We start from the raw sequence: 24,944 nt of genomic DNA on the forward strand, positions 1-24,944 counted from the left end.
ATTACTAACACCGTGCGCACCACAATCACCACCCCCATGTTCGGGCAACGCGGCCTATTGCCTGCTGGAGGCGCATGACCATCTGCCTATGTTCTAATTGCAGGGAATCTGTATGCGATACCCCCTGAAACGCAAGAGCACCCTCACCAGGCAACTCGTACATTCCACACAGCCCTAACCGCGGCAGCTCACCTCGGCGTACATCGGCATGTTCGAATACCCCAACTAGCGGATTCCCCTCATCTTCGCATCGCTGCGCGAGAGCCGTTAAAGTGCTGGGAACCTTTAATCCCAGACGATACCCCACGTATATAACAAGATCCGCATTTACAGGAGAATCCGAGATGGACCATGCCCCAATCGGACGAGCGAAAGCCCCCAAGGCCAATAAGCTCATCGCTAGACCGCCAGCCACCCCGGAATACGCCACTCGATCATCCAAGCCGACTCCGAGTATGTGACGAGAGGATTCGGCCTGCTGCAAATGATGAAACCAGCGACCAATATGACGTTCACATTCTTGAGCTAGCTTCCCAGGGTATCCACCCTGATGCCAGGTGCGGGCCATTCCGGTTAATCCGCGTAAGGATAGTTCATCCGGATATGTAAAACCTATTCGAGTATCCCCTAAGCGACGCCGTGCCTGAGCATACAACTCTCGCAACTGTTGTGCGGGAATACTCGCATAGCGGTCACACTGCTGCACGAGCAAGGATGGTTCACACCCCTCCCCGTTTACCGGCAGGATACTGCCCATATCTTCATCATCCACACCGGCTAAGGCACAGACCATCCCCATTCCAAGATCGCTGGTAGAGATCACACGCGGCAAATGGATAGTTATCCCTGTCGTCCCGCTATCGATGAGTTCGTTGCAGAGTTGACCAAGGAAATGAGTAGAGCCAGCGAGCCTCCCTGGATCGCCATCCCACGCGTATCTCTCGCTCAGATCAATACTGGCTTCATCATCCCACTGCCATACTGGAACACCTCCCGCGTCACCACCATCAGCTAAAAGACGTCGGTGTGCGTGGGGATGACGGGTGCGGATAACATCTTCTACACCCGATCCCAGCTCAGCGAGATATAGTCCATCACTGACGGGAAAAGCACTAACCTCATCCGTCGGGCGGGCTGCTAGCCAGGCAGCCCGTGCCTGGTTAGCAACGTCTCGCGCAGAAATTCCGGGTAATGCGGCGCCAGCAAGGGCAACCCACATTTATTCCCCTAGACGAGTTAACAGCAATGCTTCGGCAACAATTGCATGACGCCAATCTCCAAGATGGAGCGATTCATTGGCCGAATGTGCCCGCGAATCTGGATCTTCAATCCCTGTGACAAGGATTTGTGCCTGTGGGAATACCTCACATAGATCTGCAACAAAAGGAATAGAGCCGCCAACTCCAATATCCACACTGTCACATCCCCAGGCTTCCCGCAACGCCCAGCGCATAGCCTCTGCCGCCGGCGTTGAATCCGGCGCTTCAAAAGCAGGACCGCACTCGTTAATCGTGATATTCAACTGCGCACCGAACGGAACGTGTGCCTCCAAATGACGGCACAGTGCCTGTGCGGCTTCTGCTGAATCCTGCCCTGGGCATACCCGCAGGGAGAGAATAAAACGAGTGGCGGGGATAATAGTGTTCGATACCAGATCCACTGGAGTAACGTCCATCGCGGTGACTGCAAGAGCAGGCTTCGTCCACAAACGTGAGGTCAACGATCCAGTACCGGCAAGTTCTACGCCGTCCAGAACTCCCGCATCGGCTCGCAATTGTGCCTCCGGGTAGTCAACATCCGTCTCATCTCGCGCTAAGAGCCCGTCAATTGCAACATCGCCGTTGTCATCGTGCAAAGTGGCGATGAGGCGGGAGGCGAGAGTCACCGCATCGAGAATCGGGCCACCGTACATCCCGGAATGTAAGGCGTGGTCTAATACGCGCAATTCAACCTCTACTTGCGTCACTCCCCGCAAAGAGGTGGTCAGTGCAGGCGTTCCTACCGCCCAATTGTTCGAATCAGCAACGATAATGACGTCGGCGGCTAATTCCTCCTGGTATTGCCGCAGAAAATCACGGAATGTCGGGGATCCAATTTCTTCTTCCCCTTCAATAAACAGAGTAATTCCAACTCCAGGCTTTGCTGCAGCAATTGCCGCCAAATGTGCAATAACGCCAGCCTTATCGTCGGCAGCACCCCGCCCGTATAGGCGTCCATCACGTTCAGTTGCGGTAAAAGGATCCGTATTCCACAGCAATTCATCACCTTGCGGCTGTACATCGTGATGAGCGTAGAGCATAATCGTCGGTTTACCAGGTGCTGCTGGACGTCGAGCCAAAATAGCTGGCCGCCCAGTTAACCCCGACGGAGTATTCAATTCGATAATCTGCGTATCTAGGCCCAGCGCCTGCGCACGTTGAGCAATCCACTGTGCCGAGGTCTTCAAATGCGCCTGATCGAAGGAATCAGCAGATACCGACGGAATCGCAACGAGTTCAGTCAAATCTGCAATATTTTGCGGCATGGATTGGTCTACTGCGTTTTTCACATCCTGATAATTCATGCCTCCACGATACCGCGATAGCGCTTCGTGGTGCGTTTAACCGCGCTACGAGACGCGTTTCATGACTAAGCCGACTACACTGGACACGATAACTGAGTGAAATATCTCGAGGCATATAAGGATAAGCGTGTTCGGATTCAAGAAGCAGACACAGTCGCAGCAGCCCCATGATTCCCAGCAAGAAGCTCCGCTTCCCAAGGGATACACCCCCGCAAAAGGCGCCCCCACCCCGCGCCGTAAGGATGTTCAAGCTGCCCGACGCCGCCCCCTCATTGCTGATACCAGCTCAATGTCCCGCAGCGAAAAACGCGCGGTACGAGCCGAGCAACGCGCCCGATCCAATGAGCTGTACCACAAACAGCAAGAAGCAATGCGCACTGGTGATGAGCGCAATATGCCACCGCAGCATCAAGGGCGCGAGCGGGCGTGGGCGCGAAATTATATCGACGCGACAGGCCCTTACTCATCCATGTTCATGCCGCTCGCTCTGCTGCTTATTCCGGTCATGTTTTTGCAGTACCGCTGGCCACGGGTATTTATTCCCGTCATCTGGGTCATCTACGCCTTGTTCATTGCCATGATGGTCTACGCCGTTTATTTGGCGCGTAAGACGAAAATGCTCGCGGAATATCACTTTGGCAGCCTCCCCCGAGGATTCTTCATGCAAATGCTCGGGCGTTGTTTCTATGTCCGACGCTGGCGGCTCCCGGTTCCGCAGGTCAAGCGGGGAGAGTTCCCTAAAGGCTCATCGCGTCAGGACGTTAAAGCCGCGCGGCAGGCTCGCCGCAATGGTCGGCGCGGTTTGGGATTCTTCAAGCGCCGCTAAAGATACCGAGATATATCTGAGGAGTTATCAGAATTATTTGGGGTTTAGCTGCTGAAAGCTAAAGAGCTAGGGCTAATAGCTCCCTGCCCCTCGTACCTATGTAACCTGTTGATCGCGCAATGCTGAAATATACAGCCTGCGCGATCAGTTCTTTTCCCGCGTTATCCGGCATTTGGGCGCCAGCGACGTACAGCCGTACCTCCCGTTTCTATGCGGGAGCACCACCATCCCTAACAGGTATTTCGCCGCTGCGAGGGCAACGGCTTCACGCCCTTTCACCTCAGCTTCTCCACTTGCTCCTCACCTGGTTGCGGTAAGAAGAGAAAAGATACAGATATCTTCGCGCCGCGTGCGATAGCCGAGCCGCTAATCGCAAAAAGCAACTTAAGAGCCAGCGCTAGCACCTAGTTACTGACAGCAAAATGCCGGCTTAGCGTCGGCGCAATCCGCGGGCGAGACTACGAACAAGCCACGGCCCGTAATAAATGAAACTGGTATAGATCTGCACAAGATCCGCTCCCGCATCGAGCACCCGTCGGGCGTCGGCAACACTAGAAATACCGCCTACCCCAATGATGAGCGCTTGCTGACCCAATTCGGCGCGAACTATCTCCACAATATCAACGGTGCGGTCCAACAGAATCGGGCCAGAGAGCCCGCCCTCACCGCGATCATGCCCGATCGTGGTGTTAGCAGCCACCACCCCTGCAATCTTCTCCCGACGAACTAACTCACATATCTCACGAATGTCTTCGTCAGCTAAATCTGGGGCGATCTTAACAAGAACTGGCGTTGTGCCAGCATGGTCACGCACAGCGCGGATAATCTCCGTCAACGAACTAACCGCCTGCAAATCCCGTAAGCCTGGCGTATTTGGCGAGGAGACGTTAATCACCAGATAGTCAGCATAGGGAGCAAGTTTATGGGCGCAAATCGCATAATCTTGAGGGGCTTGTTCGGGCGTCACCCATTTGTTTTTCCCGATATTGACCCCGACCACCACGTCTTTACCGCGTCGGTGCTCTCGCAGCGCACGCAATTGGATAACTGCAGCGTCTACCCCATCGTTATTGAATCCCATGCGGTTTCGGATTGTGCGGTCTTCCAGATGACGCCACAACCGTGGCTTATCGTTACCAGGTTGCGGGCGCGGAGTAATCGTCCCCACCTCGATAAAACCAAAACCTAGTGCATCTAGCCCGAGCACAGCCTCCGCGTTTTTATCTAATCCGGCAGCAATACCGACAATATTGGGAACGACGCGACCAATATGGCAGACGTGATACGGCAAGACTCGACCGGCAGAAAATACCACACGCCGAGCAAGGCCAGGAAGAATCGGGGTCTTTCCAAAGGCAGAAATCGCCCGCATCGCTATGTGATGGGCCTGTTCGGGATCAATACGAGTAATAACACGATCAAAAACAAGACGATACAGACCCATAATTATTTACCTCCGACGTTGCGATTCCTCGCTTTGCCGAGCTGCCATTGCCGCCGGCTGCGACCAGATATGCCATATCAACACTAGGACAATGGCACAGGTAGGAAGAAAAACATAACTCTTTCCGGCTATATACGCCGGATTAGACGGATCGAACACCTGTGGAATTGCAAGACCAAGGATCGCTAGCAACAAGTTGGCAACCCAACACGCAAAAGCACATATCCGCATTCTGCGACCATTGTGCAAAGTCCCCATACAACCGCCGATCCAGGCGAGAGCAACAACGCATGATGTTGCGGCAATCGCGTAATGACCAAGGTGTACCTGAGTTGTTATGGCGATAATGGCGCGCCAAGCAAATACCACTGCGGCAAAACACAAAAGCACAATAAAAATCCAGGGCCATCCGCGAGAGCGGCTGCGGTCATCAGTCAGCCGTCGTTGCTCGTGTGCCACCTTTGCTCCTTGTGTCGTCCCAATCCTTACTGCGTTCTGCGTTACTCGCTCTCACAGCCTAGACCCGCTAGAGCTGAGAAGCCAGCGCCAATACCTGCCGGTGAGGTATTTTCTGACGGAATACCCCGCAATTGGCCATCGGCTCTCAGCCTACGTAGATATTATCGCGACTGCGATATGGGAATACCTCATGGAGATCTCAATAGTGCTCGATACCGCAATCGCCGCTCAATATCGTAGCTACATGCGCGATAGCACATCCTTAAGCACGCGATAGCATACCTCGATGTACCTGCTGGTGACTGCGCACTGAGCAGTCACATACCGAGCAGCCCTATACTGGGAGGATGGTCAATATTATTCGTGAATCATTTTCCCAGGATCTCAATACTCATCTTCTTATCTGTGCGCAACGCCAAGATGAAGAAATCACCCTCGACACTAAAATCACCGATGAGACGTTTTGTTCTCAGCTCCTTACCGCATTGCATACGCTGAATGCTCGCAGTGTCACGACACTAGCTAACCCTGCTAATCCGAGCTACCGCGTTATTGTCGCAATTGCCGCTGCTGATGACGCCACAGATGGTGAAGATCCAACGCGAAGCCTCTTTGGCAGTGTTGCGCGTGCCGCACGAGGTTTAGATCGACTGGTTCTGGCTTCTGATATTGCCGATCTTCCTGCTGCTATTGAGGGAATCCTGCTCGGCTCCTACGTCTTTACCGAATACAAGGAGGTCAAAGAGACCCCACTAGGCACGCTCGTTATCGACAGTACCGATGAAGACGCGCTGCGCCGTGCGGAGATCGTCAGCGAGGCAACCAATCGGGTTCGTGATCTGGTCAATATGGCTCCGAATCATCTGGTACCCGAGACGCTGGCACAAATCGCTGACGAGGAAGCCAGTGCTGCTGGCTGTGACGTCCGTATCTACCAGGGCAAAGATCTCGCTGAGATCGGTGCAGCAGGCATTATCCACGTGGGGCGAGGATCAAAGAATCGCCCGTGTTTAGTGCGGGTTGAGTATCGCCATCCTGACGCCCAGTCAACGACTGCCTTAGTTGGTAAGGGAATCACGTTCGATACTGGCGGATATTCTCTCAAACCCGCACAGGCAATGGTTGAAATGAAAACTGATATGGCCGGTGCAGCCACCGTCCTCCAAACGGTCATCGTGGCAGCCCGCTTGGAGCTGCCAGTTCACGTCGTCGGATGGATGTGTTGTGCGGAGAATATGATCTCCGGAATCGCTGGGCACCCCGATGACGTCATCATTTACCGCAACGGAACCTCCGTTGAGATTAATAACACCGACGCAGAAGGTCGCCTTGTTCTGGCCGACGGTCTACTGATGGCCAGTGCCGAGAAGCCTGATCGGATTATTGATATTGCAACGTTAACGGGTGCTCAGATGGTCGCATTGGGCGAGCGCGTCACCGGCATTATGGGGACGGATGATCTCCCTCAACGCCTGTGTACATTGGCGGCAGAAGCTGGCGAATCGGCATGGCATATGCCCCTGCCAACACATCTGCGTAAGAACTTGGATTCCGATGTTGCTGATATTCGCAATGCGGGTTCCCGTTACGGCGGTATGCTTGCCGCGGGATTGTTCCTCAAAGAATTCGTCGATTGCCCGGCGTGGGCGCATGTCGATATAGCTGGTCCGTCCTTTAATCGTGGCTGCGCGTATGGATCGACGCCGAAGGGAGCAACTGGCGTCATGCTTCGCACCCTTCTTCGGGCGGTGGAGAGCCGGTAACGCTCGTTCGTTTGCCGTGGTGCGGGTTGAGGAGGGGGGGCATGCTCCCCCGCCCGCAGGAATCGAGCAGCATTATCTGCTGAATTATCTATCTGGCACTGACGATTTAGTAGCTCCTGTGGGGTGTGGTTGATATACCACACCCCATACGGCTATCAACGCTTAATTCACTACCAATCAAGCGGCTGATGAACAAACGAGGATCCGCTCCAAGCTTTCGATACTTTTCTGAGTTTTATACGGCTTTTCTGCGGGCGCGGGCGCTGCCATTTTCTAGCCCTAACCCTAAGTGCCTGAAACACGGTATGAACTTTCCACAGTCCAATACTCACTCGTTTCCTACAGCTAAACTGCGACTCTCTATCTACGGTTTGCCTCGGTTTATCGCCGCGATATGCCATCGTAACGCGCGTTCTCACTCGCTTCTCAGTGCTGCGCTCTTCGTCTTTCCGCAAATCTATACGCGCTGGTTTTAGTAAATGCTTTACTAAGTAGCTCTATTGTTTGGTTTTTACTAGCCATTTACTCGACTTACTACCTACTAAAGTGGCGTGCCACGCAGCCACGAAACTAAATTGTCAGAGCACTAACTAAATCGCTAGTAAAATCCGCCCGCAAATATTCAGAAGTGGCGCAGAGGTATAACTCCCCCCCACTTACCATTGCGCTAACACTAGCCGCGATTAGCCTGCTGACGCGCCGACCACTGCCGCATCGACTGCGGATAGCCAGTCCGTGCCACATCAAAGAGTGGGATTCCTAAACGATTCGTCAATTTCACCGCCTGATCGAGATTAGGGACTTTACGGCGTGTCCACTCCCCGTCAGTGGCAACAAACACAACCGTCGCTGGTTCTCGTGAGGTCTGCGCCTCAAAATATGCTTCTACCCCAGTGCGCGAGGCGGCAAACTGCTCAAGATGAGCATACGTCTCATTTTTGGCGCGCCGTTGCGACATACCGCCACTGCTAGACCCATTACGCGAAAAGATACCCACACGGCGATCATACGCGATCAATAGGCAACCAGGTTCACGCTCCCAGAGTACTCATTGCACATTCTCGATCATGAAGTGGAATAATTACAGGGAAGACACTGGCAATGCCAGCACCGACGATTCTCAAGGGAGAGGTAAGTGACTGAAACCAAGGAATACGATGTCGTGATCCTCGGCGCCGGCTCAGGCGGCTACGCCTGTGCTATGCGAGGTGCACAATTAGGCCTATCTGTGGCCCTCATCGAAGGTGACAAGGTCGGCGGCACATGTTTACACCGTGGCTGTATCCCGACGAAAGCTCTCCTGCACGCCGCAGAGGTTGCCGATGAAATGCGCGAGTCTGCGTCAATCGGAGTCAAGGGCAGCTTCGACGGCATTGATATGACCGCGTTAAATTCCTACAAGAATTCCGTCATCGACAAGATGTATAAGGGGCTCACTGGGCTCATTGACGGCCGCGGAATTGACACTATTACCGGCTGGGGTCGCCTGGTTGGGCCGAATACTGTCGAGGTCGGCGGTCAGCACATCACTGGAAAGAATATCGTCCTAGCAACCGGATCGTATTCCAAGACGATTGGCCAGCGGATCACTAATCGGGTCATCACCTCAGAAAAAGCGCTATCTATGGATGTCGTCCCCAATTCAGTGGTCGTCCTGGGCGGCGGCGTTATCGGATGTGAGTTTGCTTCCGTATGGGCTTCCTATGGCGCGCAGGTCACCATTATCGAAGGTCTGGATCGCCTCGTTCCCAATGAAGACGCCGCGATCTCGAAGATGCTTGAGCGCCAGTTCCGTAAGCGCAAGATCGCATTCAAGACCAAGACCATGTTCGATCGGGTCGAGGAAGACGAATCAGGCGTCCACGTATTCACCCAAGATGGCAAACAGTATGACGCAGAATATCTCCTCATCGCTATCGGGCGTGGTCCGTCTACGGCAAACCTGGGATACGAAGAACAGGGCATCACGATTGATCGCGGTTTCGTTATCACCAACGAACGGCTACACACCGGCGTCGGTAATATCTATGCCGTAGGAGATATTGTTCCCAGCGTTCAGCTCGCTCACCGTGGCTTCCTACAAGGTCTGTTTGTGGCAGAAGAAATTGCTGGGCTTAACCCGAAGGTTATCGACGAAAATCTCATTCCGAAAGTCACCTTCTGCAATCCAGAGATCGCTTCCGTCGGGCTGACGCAAGAAAAAGCTGAGGAAAAGTACGGGAAAGAGAACGTCGAAACCGCCGAATTCAACCTGGCGGGTAACGGCAAATCCCAAATGCTTGGCACGCAAGGTTTCGTTAAAATCGTTCGAGAGAAAGACGGGCCAATTGTTGGTTTCCATGCTATTGGCGCGCGCATGGGTGAGCACGTCGGTGAAGGCATGCTTATGACCGCCTGGGAAGCATTCCCCGAGGATTTCGACGGTCTAATCCACGCTCACCCCACTCAAAATGAATCTATCGGAGAAGCACTCCTCGCCCTCGCTGGCAAGCCGCTTCACACCCACAACTAACACAGGAGTAATGCGTTAATGTCTGAAGCAATCAAGATGCCCGCACTGGGCGAGTCTGTCAACGAAGGCACGGTAACGACGTGGCTCAAGCAGGTCGGCGATCACGTCGAGGTTGACGAGCCTATTTTGGAAGTATCGACGGACAAAGTCGATACCGAAGTTCCTGCGCCGATTTCTGGGGTGCTGGAGAGCATTGAAGTCCAAGAAGATGAAACCGTTGCAGTGGGCACGGTCCTGGGTTATATCGGAGATGGCTCCTCCGCTGGCTCGGATACCACATCTGAAGCCGCACCTGCCGCTGAGTCACAACCTGCTCCAGCTCCCGAGGCACCAGCACCAGCCAATGATCCTGCCCCCGCGTCAGCACCTGAGGAAAGCGGCACGGGCGTCGAAGTCACCATGCCGGCTCTGGGTGAGTCTGTCAACGAAGGCACGGTAACGACGTGGCTCAAGCAGGTCGGCGATCACGTCGAGGTTGACGAGCCTATTTTGGAAGTATCGACGGACAAAGTCGATACCGAAGTTCCTGCGCCAGCTTCCGGCGTTCTCAGCGAAATTCGCGTTCAGGAAGATGAAACTGTCAGCGTTGGCTCGGTACTCGCCATTATTGGCGGCAAGGTATCTGCCAGCGCCGATGATCCGGCCGCGAGTGCACCAGCAGTCGATCAGGTCGAACCTCAGCCGGTACCAGCCGAGCCAGCACCGGCTCCTGCGCACACCGCTCCTGCTCCTGCCCCTGTTTCGCCTGCGCCGATCCCACCAGCTCCTGCTGCTCCTGCTGCGCCGGTTCCTGTACCCCCAGCATCTGCACCAGATGGTAAGTCTGCTTACGTCACGCCTATCGTGCGCAAGCTCGCTAAAGAGCGCGGTGTTGACTTGGCAACGGTGACTGGCACGGGCGTCGGTGGGCGTATCCGCCGCGAGGATGTAGAAGCCGCTGCACAGGCTGCCCAGGCTCTCGCTGCCCAGCCAAGCGTTCCGGCTGCTAGCCCCGCCACTCCGGCAGGTGCACCCGCCCAGGCTCCCGTGCCCTCAACGGCTGGCGTTTCCGCCGCCACCGCAAAGTCGCAAATTGCCCAGAAGGCTGAAGCCTCTGCACAATTGCGTGGCACTCGCCAAAAGATGACCGGCGTGCGTAAGGCAATCGCCGCGCACATGGTCAATTCTTTGGCGGTTTCCGCTCAATTGACCACCATCATGGAAGTTGATGTCACCCGACTCGTTGCTTTGCGCGCGAAAGCCAAGGATTCCTTCCAGGCGCGCGAAGGCGTCAAACTGACGTATCTGCCGTTCTTCGTGCAAGCAGCGACGGAAGCTCTCAAGGCTCATCCCATTATTAACTCCTCCGTCGAAGATAATGGGATCGTCTACCACGATGTCGAGCATGTCGGCATTGCGGTTGATACCGAGCGTGGCTTATTCGTCCCGGTTATCAAGAACTGTGGGGATTTGAATATTGCTGGTATTGCCAAGCAGATTTCTGATCTTGCTGGCCGCACCCGCGATGGAAAGATCAAGCCTGATGAGTTAACCGGATCAACCTTTACCATCACCAATACGGGTTCGGCCGGAGCCATCATGGATACCCCGATTATTAATCAGCCGAATGTCGCCATTCTCGGCACGGGTGCTATTTTCACTGCCCCTGGTGTCGTAAAGGACGCAGACGGAAACGACGTCATCTCTATCCGTTCTAAATGCTACCTGTGTATCTCCTACGATCACCGGATCATTGATGGAGCTGCGGCTTCTCGCTATCTGCGTGACGTGAAGTTGCGGCTAGAAGAGGGAGATTTCGCAAGCGACGTTCTCTAGCGAATAACTCGTTAAACGGGTACTTCTCTGACGGTGGGGCGGTAGTTTTGCTACCGCCCCACACAGTTTCTTTAGGTATCGTTTTATTTTGTTTTGCGCTTTTCTTTCTTGATGTTTCTTTCCGTCTTTTTCCTTCTCTCTCCCCCCACTCCGACTCTGTGTTCTCCTCGTATCGCCACCTACACGTCTTGCTAGCGCTCGGCGTATCTCTTCTCTCTCTCCCCCCCCCAGGCTTTCACATTGCTCGCCTGTCTTTTTCCCCTCCCCTGCGGATTCTTCGTCATTCCTTTTCTGCATTCCTTTTCTCCCATCATTTCTTTCGCGCTTTTATCTCGCTCAACACATTTCAGCTTCGGGATATTTCGATATGCACACTTCAGACCCCACAGCCAATCAGCAGGATTTTCGCCATCAACACGATCAATACTCGCGAAAAACAACACCCTGTGGGAGCAGGCATTGCCGACACCACACCACTCATCTAACCGTTTTGCTTGCGTTTAGGTAGCTATCGGCTCATACTTGCTTAGGCATAAATACGGAATGTGAGTATGCAGCCTCTGGTCACCACCCCATCCGGGTATAGGGAGAGTCCACTTTCTTCATCGGAGCGTCTTGAGAATTCAACGTCTCTTCCTATGTGCAGGTTGGCAACCGCTTACCTGCGAGTAGTGCCGTGCCACAGTGAACACAACATATGGTCGCACCCCGAGGTCTTACTCATACCGGAGATCTCGTCGGGACACACCACGCCAGCCAGACGGCTCCGTCTCTCCCGAAAGGATGAACTGCATGAGCAACAGCGTAATGGCTGGTTACCGTGAGTTACCCCGCCTGGTTGGAATATGGCATATGGTGATCTCGTTCTTCGGTCGTCTCCCCATTTCCATGATTATCATTGGGGTTTTGACGCTTATCGTCAACGCTACCGACTCCGTTGAAATCGCAGCCTACTGTTCCGCCGCGCTAGCGATTTCTAATGCCGTGGGGAATGTATTAATTGGCCGCCTCACAGATCGTTATGGGCAGCGGCGCCCCCTGTTGGCTATTGCTCCCATCAATGTTATTGCGTTACTTTCCCTCGTTATGGCAACGCGCGCCAATGCTCCTAGCGCCGTTCTCGTAGGATTATCCGCTCTTATTGGGGTATCGACGTGCCCAATCGGCCCGCTTACCCGCGTTCGCTGGTATCCCCTGGCCAGCTCTCATCAGTTACCTGCCGCCATGTCATGGGAAACAGTTAACGACGAACTGGTTTTCGTTCTCGGCCCAGCAGCCGTCGGCATTCTAGCTGCCGCGATCCATCCTGCAGCTCCCCTGGTTATTTCGGCACTTCTCGTCGCAACATGTGTAATTCCTTTTGCGTTATCACGTTTTGCACTACCACCAGCTATTTCGGCTACACATACGCCATCCTTTGCGCGCATTATGCGCCGGATCCGCACTCCCTTTATCACCATGTGGTGCATGGGCATGTTTTTCGGAGCAATGCAGACCTCCGTCACCGCCTTTGCTAAAGATCATGGGATCGCCGTTATGGGCGGTCTTATCTATTCAGCAATGGGGCTCTCGGCTGCGATCACTGCACTGCTCGCCGTTGGGCTACCTGCCCGCATGAGTCATGTGACTCGCATCTGGATGGGAGGAATCGGCCTCGCCGGTGGCGCACTCTTATGCGTATGCGCACATCATGTAGCACTGCTCGCTGTCTTCTTATTCATTGCTGGATTATTTATTGGGCCGGTCGGCGTTGCTATTTTCACCCTCGCTGGGCAATGGGCACCGCGTGGCGGCGACGGCGTAGCTAATACTGCGATCGTCTCTGCCAATGTTTTAGGAGTAGCTACAGCGAATACGTTAATTGGCAAGGCTTTAGAGAGTCATCTTTCCTTGGGTTTCATGATGGCCGCTGGCTTTGGTCTGGCTATGATGCTGGTTGCTCTCAGCTTTGGTCGATACGATGAGCACCATCTGCGTGCTGTCGCCGTTGAGAGCGGGCGGTAGATCCACTAAACTCTAAGCGTCCCCTAAACGAGGAAGTACAGGAAATGGCGAAAGATAAGAAAAATAAGCCCAAGAAGAAGCGGTGGTATTCCTATCTCGGTGATGCCTACCGAATCTCAAAAAAGACCTTCTCATGGACTCCTTGGGCTCTCCTAGGGGCATTTGCTCTCGGCATCATTGTGCTGCTCCCCGCTGGTTTCGCTACCGGTCGGTGGATTATTTGGAGCATCCTTGGAATCATCCTCGGTGTTACTTTCACCTTATCCGTGCTCATCCAGCTCGTTAAGCGTGCCTCATTCCGGCAAATTGACGGAGTACCTGGCGCCTCAGGAGCAGTCTTGTCAAATATTAAGCGCGGTTGGGTAGTCGAAGAACAGCCGGTTCGTTTCAATGTCCGGACTCAAGACATGATCTTCCGTGCAATTGGGCGCCCCGGTATTGTCCTTATTTCTGAAGGTCCCTCCGCCCGCGTCAATCGTCTTATCAACGAAGAACGCCAAGCAATCAAACGTGTTGCACCTTCAGCTCCGGTTGTCGTCGTCAAAACCGGCAATGAGGAAGACCAAGTTCCGCTCATTAAATTGGAACGGCATCTGCGCAAACTACCTAAGCAGATTACCCATCAGGAAGTTGCCGCAGTGACTGCCCGGATGAAGGCGATTCCAACGAATTCACTGCCGATTCCCAAGGGCGTTGATCCATATAACGCCCGTCCAGATCGTAGGGCGCTGCGCGGTCGCTAGAACTGACGGCGCATCAGCGTAAATGTGGGCGCAACCAATGCAGATATGTGCATGGTTGCGCCCATGTACATTTCCACCACCCGATGAACAAAAATAGCCAGACGCCTTCCCGTTACAGGTATTACGTGTAGGTCTTTTTATCAGTTGGGGTGTATTGGCGCAGGGGTTTTGCAAGATGTTTCGTCATTCCCTTTTGCTATCGATGCCGCTATCTGTGGTTATTTTTCTTTTCCTCGTCCTCCCGTCCCGAAGCAGAATGACGGGAGAATCAGCTAGTAGCTCGCCAGAATGACGATGACTAACGCTTGCAACACAAATCACCCACTGCCCAAAGATAGCTACCAATTGGCATTACGCATATAGCCGCCCAGTGGAAACTTCTCGGCGAGCTATTCTTACTCCTGGCTTCCCTTTCCTCTCTTCCCTCCCCGAGAAGCTATACCTTGTTTTTTTTGGGGGGGGGATATAGGACTATGCCATAGCTGACGCCTATTGGCCCGAATGTTCCGTATATTTAATAACGCGCCACCGCGGAACAATGCACACTCATATTAGATAACAGGCGGCATGCCGAAAAACCACCATCCACATGCGCCTATTTTCCCAACGGATATTCGCCTATGTTAGACGGGCTATCTCTACTTTTCGGCGTATTATGCCTCTGACCTACCCGCAATGTGCTGGCCCATCCACGACACTGCCTGATAGCCGCTGTCCAGATCGCCCTCAGCAACAATTATTCCCGTGTTTTTCATTGGTTCCCCCCAATGCCGGCGATCTACGCCAGCACATCGAGCACCAGCCCAGGTCTTCATCATCGTTCCGTGAGTAAAAATGACTGCGCACTCTTCTGCGCGCTCCTCAATTTCCCGCACAACCACATCGAACCGCCCCAAGGTACGCAGCCCATCTACCTCAGGATTATCTCCCATCACCTGATCGAGTCTGCCGGCAATCCATGAGTGCGTCACCGCCGTATATGCGTCATAACCGGATTGGGTGTGTGCCCCTTCTAAGGTGCCCGCTTCAACCTCGCGCAATCCGGCACGGACGTTAATCTCCATCCCCAATCGTGTTGCCAACGGGGTTGCCGTCTGCTGGGTACGAGTCAAGGTCGATGCCCAAATGGACTGCGGAGCTAATGCCACCAGATCGTTGACCACGTCATTGGCTTGTTGCCAGCCCTCTTCCGTCAATACCGACCCTGGATGCACCGTATCAATCGTCTTGGCAACATTCTGATAGGTCTGGCCGTGGCGAACCAAAATCAGACGCACAATACTCCCCTTTCTATCTTGTTCTTGCCTCGTATCGGTTTCTTACCAGTTGCGTTCCCACCGACGTTGTTCTCTATCAAATTCATCATCGTCCCGATGCTGCCATTCCTCTTCGGCATAATCGGCACACATATTGCGTGCTGTGGAAATCAGATAGGCGTCTCGGGCCGCAACAGCGCTCGGATATGGCCCCATGCATTCAAGAGCTGACCACAGTGGCGTATCAGAACTAGCAACCTCTCCGGTACGGATATTAAACCAATACCGCGATGACGAAGATGATTGTGCTGTCATACCAGCCTCCGTCCGCACATACCATACCTCGCACAGTTGCCTGCTCCTTCCAATATTCCATCATAAACGTGGCGGCAGACGTATTCCTAGGACGCTGGATCTGCACACATTCCACAGTAGCCATGCGTATGCTACTTTCTGTTTTGCTGCTATCAAGATTACTCGACACGCGAAAAGACCAGCAGCACTACACCGAAGCTAGCTGCTTCGTATGACGAGGGGCTATGTTGGTCTGTTCCACAGCGCCGACTACACTGAATCCTATGCAAGGAACACGTGCACCCCGCGGGACGCTTCGCCCTGGTCAAATATCCGCTATTCGTTCAGTTCCCGGAGATATTGCTCGCCCTGAATATCTCTTCCACGACGGGCCAGAGATCGTTACTGCTCGCGAGATCAAATCTGAGCAAACTATTGAAAAGATCCGACGGGCCAGTCGCATTGCCGCTGACGCCCTCTATCATGCTGGCGCAGCCGTTCGCCCGGGAATTACCACGGACGAACTTGACGCTATCGCCCATGAATACCTCATCGCACAGGGCGCATATCCGTCCTGCTTGGGATACATGGGATTCCCCAAATCCATTTGTACCTCTATTAATGAAGTTATCTGCCACGGTATTCCCGATAATCGCCCCTTAGTGGAAGGTGACATCGTGAACCTTGACGTCACCGCATACGTAGATGGCGTGCACGGTGATACAAATGCCATGTTTTACGTCGGGCACGTCGATGAAGAATCTCGCCTGCTTTGCGAGCGCACCTATACCGCAATGATGCGCGGAATTGCGGCTGTTAAGCCAGGGCGGGCATTGAATGTTATCGGTCGAGTTATTCAGTCCTACGCCCACCGTTTTGGATACGGCGTAGTAGAAGATTTCACTGGTCACGGGGTTGGAGAGGCATTCCACTCCGGTTTAATCGTTCCCCATTATGACGCTGCGCCTCGATACGATGACGTCATCACAGAGGGCATGGTATTCACTATAGAACCCATGCTCACTCTCGGAGGTATCGCCTGGGAACAATGGGATGACGATTGGACCGTCGTCACTGCCGACCGGACTCGTAGCGCTCAATGGGAGCACACTATTGTGGTTCGGGAGAACGGCGCGGAAATCCTCACGTTGCCTAGCCACGGGCAACGTTCGCCGGCATTGCCCTCAGATGCCTAACATCTGTTATTCAGCGCTGGTAAAGTGTGCCCCAGTTGCTGCCCAGCGTCCTTAAAAGCAGCCCGTCTCCTGGAGGAAATATGACGAAATCACACCCTTGCGCAATCGGTATTGACGTTGGCGGATCAGGGATTAAAGGCGCACTGGTCGATGTTAAACGCGGAAAGTTCATTACTGAGCGCTACCGTATTCCCACTCCAGAAAACGGTTCTCCGCTCCAGATTGCCGGAGTTATCCGAGAAATTATTGATCTGCTAGAAGCTCCGGCAGATTTGCCCGTCGGCATTTCCTTTCCTGCGCCTATTGTGGCAGGAGTCGTTCCTTTCATGGCAAACCTATCCCAAGAATGGCGCGGTCAGCATGTGGCTTCTATTATCCGTCAAAAGGTAGATCGCCCCATTTTCGTCCTCAACGATGCCGACGCTGCCGGTTACGCCGAGGTACGCTATGGCGCGGCACATGGGCATCGGGGCACCGTCATTATGCTGACCTTAGGCACCGGCATTGGCTCGGCTCTGGTACGCCAACGGCGGCTTATTCCTAACACTGAGCTCGGGCATCTCATCTTGGATAACGGCATCACCGCAGAGCGTTTTGCTTCCTCCGCGGTCTACACCCAGGAGGGATTGAGTTTTGAGCAGTGGGCCGAGCGGTTAACTCAGGTGTTTTCTCATATCAATATGTTGTTCTCCCCCGATTTATTCATCGTTGGCGGCGGAATATCGAAACATCATAAGAAGTTTCTTCCTCTGATTCCGTTGGATACCCCAATCGTGCCCGCAAAATTACGCAATGCTGCAGGTATTATCGGGGCTGCTCGCGTCGCCTATGAAGAGGCACGCAGATAACACAATACGACGGGCGCTGCCACGATAGATCAAAGTGAATACGCCTGTGGCCCGCAACGCGGGCCACAGGGAGTTGATCTATACGCCGGGTTCTGTACTGAAACGCAGATTACGCCTCCAGTGGTGGCCATCCATCTCGACCTAATGTTGCCATTAGGCTCTAGCAACCAACCCGCACGCGAACGGAACTTTCATAGCGCGCTACTTGGTCTTGCTCCCGGTGGGGTTTACCGTGCCATATCGGTCACCCGATACGCGGTGAGCTCTTACCTCACCCTTTCACCCTTACCTTGCGGCGGTTTACTTTCTGTGGCACTTTCCTGCGGATCACTCCGAGTGGGCGTTACCCACCACCGTGTTCCGTGGAGCCCGGACGTTCCTCAGCACCGTAGTGCCGCGACCACCCAACCAACTGTATTTCAGTATAACGCCGCGTACTGTGCTACGCCTCCAGCAAGATAACGATGCACTCGTAATCTTCTGAGAAGTAAATCTCCTCTGGATCTGCAGATTTAATCTTCTCCATCTCAATGGGCGATAGCTGAATCCCACCAGAAGTATCCCCATTCGGATGCACTGCAATCACAGCCAAGCCACCGCGGGCTACCGCTTGGGCATATGCTTCTTGCAATGCAGGATCTAGCTCAGCGAGGTGACGATCCCGTTTGCTACGAATATCGTCCAGCTCATCCGTTAACTGCGCAACCTCATCTTCCAAGCGACTCCGCCCTCGCAATAGCACATCCTGGAATCTTGCCATCTCTTGCTGCATCTGCGCGATCTCAGCTTCGATCTGTTCGACGCGCTCCCAGGCAGTAAACTCTGCTTCATTTGCCTCATCAAGGAGCGCCTGGTTCGTTGCTATTTCCGCCTGTAAGGCTAACAGCTCACGCGAATCCATCCCGATACCGGCATCTAACTGTGAGTTCTTTTTCGCAAGGGTCTGTGCCCGACGAGCAGTGTGCTCACTGGCGGCAGCTAAATCGGATTGAGCTGCCGCTAATTCTTCTTGAGCGCTTTGGATATTGCGCGCGCTTCGAGCAATCTCATTCATCGTCTGACCAAGCTCAGCACGCAACGGATGTTTTTCAATGCGTGAGGTCAGGTGGTTTATTTCTCGATCTTCCTCAACGATTGTCAACAATTGCAATTGATCTGCTCGGGGTGCTCGAACCACGATCATCCTCCTGTGCTAGCACGTCCTTTATAGATAGCAACGTTCATTAGTCTCTAGGGCTAATGTCACGTACGCCAGTAACCGTCATCGTTCAGCTATGAATTAGCAGCGCTCTTCCCACGGATCAGTAACAATCGTGGAGATATACGTTCGCACATCCAATTCGCTTTCCACAGCAGCTCTCATGCGAGGCAGCACCGGCCACTCTGAGGCAAAATGCGTCAGCCCAATAAGCGGGCAGCCACCATCCCATAAATGATCCGTCGCTGGATGATGCCGTAAATCGGCAGTGATATACACATCTGCCCCTGCCGCCTGAGCAGTAGCTAAGAAGGAATCTCCGGATCCTGGAGATAACGCCACCCGAGAAACAATTTTCTGTGGGTCACCGCCAATCAGAATGCCAGCCGGAGTAGTGGGAATCAGTGCTTTCAAGCGCAGTGCCAATTCACGGACTGTCATCGTCACTGGCAATCGACCAACTCGCCCCAAACCAAGATCGGAATGTTCATTAAGGGGTTCAAGCGGGACGGTATCGCGTAAACCAAGCAGCTCTGCCAATGCCACCGCTGATCCAGTAGCGGCACTATCAGCGTTCGTATGAGCAGCAAATAATGCCACCTGATTGCGTATCATCTGGTGAACCCACACGCCCTTGGCATGGTCCGTCGCAATCGAGGAAACTCCTCGTAAAAATAGCGGATGATGGGTAATAATCATCTGAGCACCGCGATAAATTGCTTCATCTACCACTGCTTGGCATGGATCAACAGCAAAACCAATCAGCTCAACAGGATCGCTGCGATCGCCGACAACTAGCCCGACCCGATCCCAATCCTGCGCAAACGACGGTGGATAGGTTCGCTCCATGACTTCAATAACGTCACCCACAGTAATCATGGCAATAGCCTAAACGACGAGAGGCGAGGAACGAAGAGCAAAAGCCACAAAACCATGTTTGAGCAGATATAAAAATCCCGTATCCCCTGATTATCACGGAAGACACGGGCATATCGTGGACCCTACCGGACTCGAACCGATGACACACGCGGTGTAAACGCGTTGCTCTACCAACTGAGCTAAGGGTCCGCGGATAATCTTAACGTCCTTACCGGCAGATGAAAAATAAAACCGTGCGATATTCCCCACTCACTCATCACGGTGAGAAACTGAGAAACCCAGAAGCCCAGAAAGGGATTGCTGCGGCTGCCTGAATGCAAAGAACTGAATTCACCCAGGACGCCTGCGCTCCCGCAATATCATTTTCACGCCTATTGCTGGCAAAGACGGGTATTGCTTACTCACGCGCGCCATCGCTCAGTTCATCCCGTCTCCCAGCCCAACAACCGAACGAATGCACCAGCACGATAGCGACAGCTACACGATACTGATAGCTAGACCTAATCCGTCGCATAACAGTAAAGCTCTCACTGCGCACCGAGCATTATCCAAAGTAGCCGAGGGGCGCGGCGAGGTATTAGCCGAGTTATTAATTACGGGATGTAATTGAGTGGATTCACTGCGTTATCACACAGAATTATCGGCGATATTACGCGCTATCACTATGATTTAGCGCTATTAATATGATCGCCCGTGGGTGACGACGCGAAATGCCGTCCATCCGCTCGGCAAGGATCGTGTTGAGGTCACTGATAGACCTGCCGTATCAGCAGCTTCGTTGACATCTTCCATTGGAACAGCGTGTGCCTGATGGCGAGCCGGAACGAATAGCCAGATCACCGAGTTTTCGTCTGCTAGACCAGATGAGCAGTCCACAAGATAATCCGTGAGATCATCGGTGTCACCATCGTCAGCGCGCCACCATGCGATAACCCCGTCGATTGCAGCATCGAAATCTTCATCAACGAGCGGCTCCCCTAGCACGTGTTCGATAGCTTCACGCACATCGAAGTCCACATCGTCGTCATAACCAAACTCTTGGACAATCTGCCCAGATTGAAACCCAAATTCCTTACCGGAAACCCCGGACACTGTGTTCTGCCTTTCGCGTGCGGTATGCCAACGATTCACATTCTAAAGCCCTACAGCCCAAGATGCAGGATGATACACGGATCATAACGATTGAATTTTGCTCTATCTATACGTCTTTACCGTTGATCCGGTGAGCCTGGGAACGAGCTCATAGCCGGTAGCACCTGCCGAAAGCCCAGCACACCAGACCCACAGTTTTTAACATGCGAGGTCAGAAGCCCATGTCTAACACGCCCACCGACCATCCGCAATTATTTTAACGTAGAGAAAAATCGTGAGAGTTCTCCCATTGTAAATCCAGTGACTCGGTAGGGATAGCCAAAGAGAAACGGTACATTAGAACTAGCGTTAAAGGGCGTCTACCCGCTACCACATCGCGCAGCAGGCAGATGTACCCACACAGCCGCGCATCAAGTAGAGGAGTTACACGTGAGTCAACAGCCTATCCGCCCGCTCATCAACGGTCTGCTGAGCCAGGTCCCAGATATTGACCCGGAAGAGACTCAAGAATGGATTGATTCCGTTGAAGCATTAATCGAGAACCAAGGCGGCCCGCGCACCCGATACCTGCTGACCGCAATGCAAAACCATGCCCGTCGGCGCGGTATCTCCATTCCCCCGAATATCGTCACCCCCTTCGTCAACACTATTGGCGTGGATGACGAGCCGTTCTATCCTGGTGATGAAAAACTAGAACGCGAATTCCGCCGCTGGACTCGCTGGAACGCAGCCGTTATGGTTACCCGTCAGCAAAATCCAGATGTTGCCGTTGGCGGTCACATTTCGTCATACGCCGCTCAAGCAACCCTGTACGAAGTGGGCTTTAATCATTTCTTCCGCGGCAAGAATTCCCCTGGAGGCGGCGATCAAGTCCTCTTCCAAGGTCACTCCTCCCCTGGTAACTACGCTCGCGCATTCCTCGAAGGGCGCCTGACGGAAGACGATCTCGATTCCTTCCGGCAGCAGGCTTCCCGCCGCTCCGGTGGGCGCGGTCTGCCATCGTATCCGCACCCTCGGCAAATGCAAGATTTTTGGGAGTTCCCGACGGTTTCGCTTGGTCTTGGGCCGATCTCAGCCATCTACCAAGCCTGGTACAACCGCTATCTCAACGAACGCGGCCTGAAAGATACCACCCAGCAGCACGTGTGGGCCTTCATGGGTGACGGCGAGATGGATGAAGTTGAATCTCGCGGTTTGCTCCACTTCGCTGCCAGCCAGAACCTCGACAACCTCACCTTTGTTGTGAATTGTAACCTGCAGCGCCTTGATGGTCCGGTGCGCGGCAACGGCAAGATCATTCAGGAACTCGAAGCCTCCTTTAAGGGCGCTGGCTGGAACGTCATCAAGGTAATCTGGGGGCGCGAGTGGGATGAACTGCTCGCAGCCGATAAGGATCGTGCCCTCGTCAATATCATGAACGAGACGCTCGATGGCGACTACCAGACCTTCAAAGCAAATGATGGTGCCTACGTTCGCGAGCATTTCTTCGGGCGCGATCCACGCACTAAGGCATTGGTCGCTGATTGGTCCGACGAAAAGATTTGGAGCCTCAAGCGCGGCGGTCACGATTACCGCAAGGTCTATGCCGCCTACAAGGCCGCAGTTGAACACAAGGATCAACCAACCGTTGTGCTAGCGCACACGATCAAGGGCTACGCACTCGGCTCAAACTTCGCTGGGCGCAATTCGACGCACCAGATGAAGAAGCTCAACGCCGACGATCTGAAGTTGTTGCGCGATACCCTGCATCTAGATATCGACGATAGCCAGCTTGACGATCCCTACCATGCACCATATTTCAAGCCCGCTCCTGACCATCCGGCATTGGAATACATGCATGAGCGCCGTCGCAAGCTGGGCGGCTACCTGCCAGAACGCCGCGTCGTCGTCAATGGCGTCGATATGCCAGATGAGAAACATTGGGATGTGCTCAAAGGCGGCTCCGGAAAGCAGAAGGTGGCCACCACGATGGCTTTCGTCCGTCTGCTTAAGGATCTCATCCGAGATAAGAACTTCGGGTATCGTATCGTGCCCATCATCCCCGATGAAGCCCGAACCTTCGGCCTGGACGCAATCTTCCCCACGGCAAAAATCTTCAATGTGCATGGCCAGCACTACACGGCCGTGGATTCGGATCTCCTACTGAGCTACAAGGAATCCGAAAAGGGGCAGATCATGCACACCGGCATCACCGAAGCAGGCTCTAATGCAGCCTTTACTGCGGTTGGCACATCCTACGCCACCCACGGTTTGCCAATGGTTCCGGTGTATATTTTCTACTCTATGTTCGGCTTCCAGCGCACTGGCGATCAGTTCTGGCATGCTGCCGATCAGATGGCCCGCGGATTCATTATGGGCGCTACTGCAGGGCGCACGACGCTAACCGGCGAGGGTCTGCAGCACATGGATGGGCATAGCCATGTGATTGCTTCAACCAATCCCGCTGTTGTCCAATACGATCCAGCGTATGCCTACGAGATTCGCCATATTGTGCGCGACGGTATCGTGCGGATGTACGGCGACGGTTCAGATGGTCGCGATCAGAACGTCATGTACTACATCACCGTCTACAATGAGCCGATCCATCAGCCAGCCGAGCCGGAGAACGTCGATGTTGAGGGAATTCTCAAGGGTATCTACCGCGTCGAATCCCCAGAAGGCGAGGGGCCGACGGTTCAGCTTTTGGCTTCGGGCGTAGGCGTGCCGTGGGCGCGTGAGGCTCGCCAGATGCTGCGTGAGGATTGGGGCGTTGCCGCTGGCGTATGGTCTGTGACCTCATGGTACGAGCTGCGCCGCGACGGGATGGAAGTAGATGAATACAACTTCCTCAATCCGGAAGCTGCACCGCGCGAAGCCTACGTGACAGCAAAGCTAAAGAATGAAGCTGGTCCGATTATCGCCACCTCTGATTTTGAAAAGCAGGTGCAAGATTCGATCCGCCCGTGGATTCCCTCGGATTATTACGTGCTTGGAGCTAACGGTTTCGGCATTGCTGATACTCGTGCAGCCGCCCGCCGCCATTTCCGCATTGACGCTGCCTCTATGGTGGTTCGCGCTTTGCAGGCACTCGCTGATCGAGGCGAGATTGGTCGGCATGTGGTTGCCGAAGCCATCCGACGCTACGAGCTGCTCAACCCAGAAGCTGGGGAATCCGGCACGGCCAACCCGAACGAGCCAGCCGTCTAAGCTCACGTTACCGTGTTATAACGCGGTTATGACAGTGCGCTAACTGCATAGTAATGGTCTGTGGGGCTGAGAATCCTGATGATTCTCAGCCCCACAGACCATATTTGGCTTACGTCTCTTGATCCCTATTTTTTCTTCGGCGAACTCTCTTCACTATCTATTGCCCAGACAATAGCCGCCGTCTTATTGAATTCAGACGTGAACCCTATAGCTCTTTCCTTTGCTTACTATAGGCTTTGCCCTGACGCACCATGAGAAGCATCGAGCAGTAACACAGCACAATCAGCGCCCAGAGTTTTACCCACCCAGCAGCACTTAGCGATTCGTGGGCGGAGATTGCGCGAAGCTGAGGATTCTGAGCATAGAGGCAGAGGATAAAACCCAATGCTGCGATGAGAAGCACGAGATGATTAGTTTTCTTCGCAACTCCAGAACATACGTAAAGCACAATCAGCGCTGGGATCAGGAGCAGGAATCGGAAATCAGACTGGCGAATTCCGTCGAGAATATGGGTGGAGTACCAGGCCGCGATCATCGCGACCGTCCATATTACAGCGAGTATGAGGCCGAACCCCCAACGCAGATTAGACATCACTCCTCCTCTTCACAATTTTGTAGGCACGCGGTTACCCATCGCTATAGGCGCAATATCTATTATTAATTAGAGAATTGTACAGTCTGAATACGTAGCGTATATCAGCCGTGGGAAATCTAACCCGCTCCACCTTTGACTTGCTGACCCAAGAGGCGAATAGTGGATCTAGTGCCCTACAGCAGATGCGTCGCAGTGCAGGCTCACAACTCATCTTTTCCCGTTCGAGCCAAGCTCTCCTCGTCACCGGCAATATCACGGGCACGCAGAAGAT

General features: G+C 53.7%; 20 protein-coding genes, 1 tRNA gene and 1 other RNA gene. 9 read left to right on the forward strand and 13 right to left on the reverse strand.

Annotated elements, in window-relative coordinates; all coding sequences use genetic code 11:
• Positions 1-25 precede the first annotated feature (25 nt).
• Together ACLHIJ_RS02830 and ACLHIJ_RS02835 are read right to left on the reverse strand one after the other, a co-directional pair.
• The gene (locus tag ACLHIJ_RS02830; protein ID WP_411298432.1) at positions 26-1,219 is read right to left on the reverse strand and encodes a hypothetical protein; all 1,194 of its coding nucleotides are present in this window, start codon (positions 1,217-1,219) and stop codon (positions 26-28) included.
• Complete coding sequence (locus tag ACLHIJ_RS02835; protein ID WP_411298433.1) at positions 1,220-2,563, reverse strand: dipeptidase; 1,344 nt, start codon at positions 2,561-2,563, stop codon at positions 1,220-1,222.
• Positions 2,564-2,690: 127 nt separating this feature from the next.
• Between ACLHIJ_RS02835 and ACLHIJ_RS02840 the strand changes: the two genes are divergently transcribed.
• Entirely contained in the window at positions 2,691-3,389 is a 699-nt protein-coding gene (locus ACLHIJ_RS02840) for a DUF3043 domain-containing protein (RefSeq protein WP_411296241.1), read from the forward strand.
• Between the two features lie 430 nt (positions 3,390-3,819).
• On the opposite strand, the gene ACLHIJ_RS02845 is transcribed toward ACLHIJ_RS02840, so the two are convergent.
• Complete coding sequence (locus tag ACLHIJ_RS02845) at positions 3,820-4,833, reverse strand: quinone-dependent dihydroorotate dehydrogenase (RefSeq protein WP_411296240.1); 1,014 nt, start codon at positions 4,831-4,833, stop codon at positions 3,820-3,822.
• A 6-nt stretch (positions 4,834-4,839) separates the two neighbouring features.
• Positions 4,840-5,292 carry a hypothetical protein gene (locus tag ACLHIJ_RS02850; RefSeq protein WP_411298434.1) on the reverse strand — a complete coding sequence of 151 codons (453 nt, stop codon included), beginning with the start codon at positions 5,290-5,292 and terminating at the stop codon, positions 4,840-4,842.
• A 347-nt stretch (positions 5,293-5,639) separates the two neighbouring features.
• Here ACLHIJ_RS02850 and ACLHIJ_RS02855 point away from each other — a divergent pair, with 347 nt between their 5' ends.
• A complete protein-coding gene (locus ACLHIJ_RS02855) occupies positions 5,640-7,055 on the forward strand; it encodes a leucyl aminopeptidase (protein ID WP_411298435.1) in 1,416 nt (471 codons plus the stop codon).
• Positions 7,056-7,728: 673 nt separating this feature from the next.
• On the opposite strand, the gene ACLHIJ_RS02860 is transcribed toward ACLHIJ_RS02855, so the two are convergent.
• The gene (locus tag ACLHIJ_RS02860; RefSeq protein ID WP_411296237.1) at positions 7,729-8,052 is read right to left on the reverse strand and encodes an oxidoreductase; all 324 of its coding nucleotides are present in this window, start codon (positions 8,050-8,052) and stop codon (positions 7,729-7,731) included.
• A 138-nt stretch (positions 8,053-8,190) separates the two neighbouring features.
• Between ACLHIJ_RS02860 and lpdA the strand changes: the two genes are divergently transcribed.
• From lpdA to ACLHIJ_RS02880, 4 genes are all read left to right on the forward strand, one after another.
• Complete coding sequence (gene lpdA, locus ACLHIJ_RS02865) at positions 8,191-9,567, forward strand: dihydrolipoyl dehydrogenase (RefSeq protein WP_411298436.1); 1,377 nt, start codon at positions 8,191-8,193, stop codon at positions 9,565-9,567.
• An 18-nt stretch (positions 9,568-9,585) separates the two neighbouring features.
• Positions 9,586-11,382: a 2-oxoglutarate dehydrogenase, E2 component, dihydrolipoamide succinyltransferase gene (gene sucB, locus ACLHIJ_RS02870; RefSeq protein ID WP_411298437.1), complete on the forward strand. Its 1,797-nt coding sequence runs from the start codon at positions 9,586-9,588 to the stop codon at positions 11,380-11,382.
• A 792-nt stretch (positions 11,383-12,174) separates the two neighbouring features.
• Positions 12,175-13,386, forward strand: coding sequence for an MFS transporter (locus tag ACLHIJ_RS02875; RefSeq protein WP_411296231.1), 1,212 nt, complete (start codon positions 12,175-12,177; stop codon positions 13,384-13,386).
• 44 nt (positions 13,387-13,430) lie between these two features.
• A complete protein-coding gene (locus ACLHIJ_RS02880) occupies positions 13,431-14,129 on the forward strand; it encodes a DUF4191 domain-containing protein (protein ID WP_411298438.1) in 699 nt (232 codons plus the stop codon).
• 653 nt (positions 14,130-14,782) lie between these two features.
• On the opposite strand, the gene ACLHIJ_RS02885 is transcribed toward ACLHIJ_RS02880, so the two are convergent.
• Together ACLHIJ_RS02885 and ACLHIJ_RS02890 are read right to left on the reverse strand one after the other, a co-directional pair.
• The gene (locus ACLHIJ_RS02885; protein WP_411298439.1) at positions 14,783-15,406 is read right to left on the reverse strand and encodes a histidine phosphatase family protein; all 624 of its coding nucleotides are present in this window, start codon (positions 15,404-15,406) and stop codon (positions 14,783-14,785) included.
• Positions 15,407-15,448: 42 nt separating this feature from the next.
• Positions 15,449-15,700 carry a hypothetical protein gene (locus ACLHIJ_RS02890; protein WP_411298440.1) on the reverse strand — a complete coding sequence of 84 codons (252 nt, stop codon included), beginning with the start codon at positions 15,698-15,700 and terminating at the stop codon, positions 15,449-15,451.
• Between the two features lie 263 nt (positions 15,701-15,963).
• Here ACLHIJ_RS02890 and map point away from each other — a divergent pair, with 263 nt between their 5' ends.
• Both map and ppgK read left to right on the forward strand, forming a co-directional pair.
• Positions 15,964-16,875, forward strand: coding sequence for a type I methionyl aminopeptidase (gene map / locus ACLHIJ_RS02895; RefSeq protein WP_411296227.1), 912 nt, complete (start codon positions 15,964-15,966; stop codon positions 16,873-16,875).
• An 80-nt stretch (positions 16,876-16,955) separates the two neighbouring features.
• Entirely contained in the window at positions 16,956-17,723 is a 768-nt protein-coding gene (gene ppgK, locus ACLHIJ_RS02900; RefSeq protein WP_411298441.1) for a polyphosphate--glucose phosphotransferase, read from the forward strand.
• A gap of 65 nt (positions 17,724-17,788) precedes the next feature.
• Here the strand turns inward: ppgK and rnpB are convergent.
• The 5 genes from rnpB to ACLHIJ_RS02925 form a co-directional block, all read right to left on the reverse strand.
• An RNA gene (gene rnpB / locus ACLHIJ_RS02905) (RNase P RNA component class A) lies at positions 17,789-18,139 on the reverse strand.
• A gap of 26 nt (positions 18,140-18,165) precedes the next feature.
• Entirely contained in the window at positions 18,166-18,900 is a 735-nt protein-coding gene (locus ACLHIJ_RS02910) for a zinc ribbon domain-containing protein (protein WP_411296225.1), read from the reverse strand.
• Between the two features lie 102 nt (positions 18,901-19,002).
• On the reverse strand, positions 19,003-19,800 hold the full coding sequence (locus ACLHIJ_RS02915; protein WP_411298442.1) for a Nif3-like dinuclear metal center hexameric protein: 798 nt from the start codon (positions 19,798-19,800) through the stop codon (positions 19,003-19,005).
• A 116-nt stretch (positions 19,801-19,916) separates the two neighbouring features.
• A tRNA-Val gene (locus tag ACLHIJ_RS02920) sits at positions 19,917-19,989 on the reverse strand.
• 489 nt (positions 19,990-20,478) lie between these two features.
• On the reverse strand, positions 20,479-20,892 hold the full coding sequence (locus ACLHIJ_RS02925) for a DUF3052 family protein (RefSeq protein WP_411296223.1): 414 nt from the start codon (positions 20,890-20,892) through the stop codon (positions 20,479-20,481).
• Positions 20,893-21,321: 429 nt separating this feature from the next.
• Between ACLHIJ_RS02925 and aceE the strand changes: the two genes are divergently transcribed.
• Entirely contained in the window at positions 21,322-24,078 is a 2,757-nt protein-coding gene (gene aceE / locus ACLHIJ_RS02930) for a pyruvate dehydrogenase (acetyl-transferring), homodimeric type (RefSeq protein WP_411296222.1), read from the forward strand.
• 205 nt (positions 24,079-24,283) lie between these two features.
• Here aceE and ACLHIJ_RS02935 read toward each other — a convergent pair whose 3' ends face one another.
• On the reverse strand, positions 24,284-24,670 hold the full coding sequence (locus tag ACLHIJ_RS02935) for a hypothetical protein (RefSeq protein ID WP_411296221.1): 387 nt from the start codon (positions 24,668-24,670) through the stop codon (positions 24,284-24,286).
• Positions 24,671-24,944 lie beyond the last annotated feature (274 nt).

The organism is Trueperella sp. LYQ141 (assembly GCF_046599555.1).
GTDB lineage: Bacteria > Actinomycetota > Actinomycetes > Actinomycetales > Actinomycetaceae > Trueperella.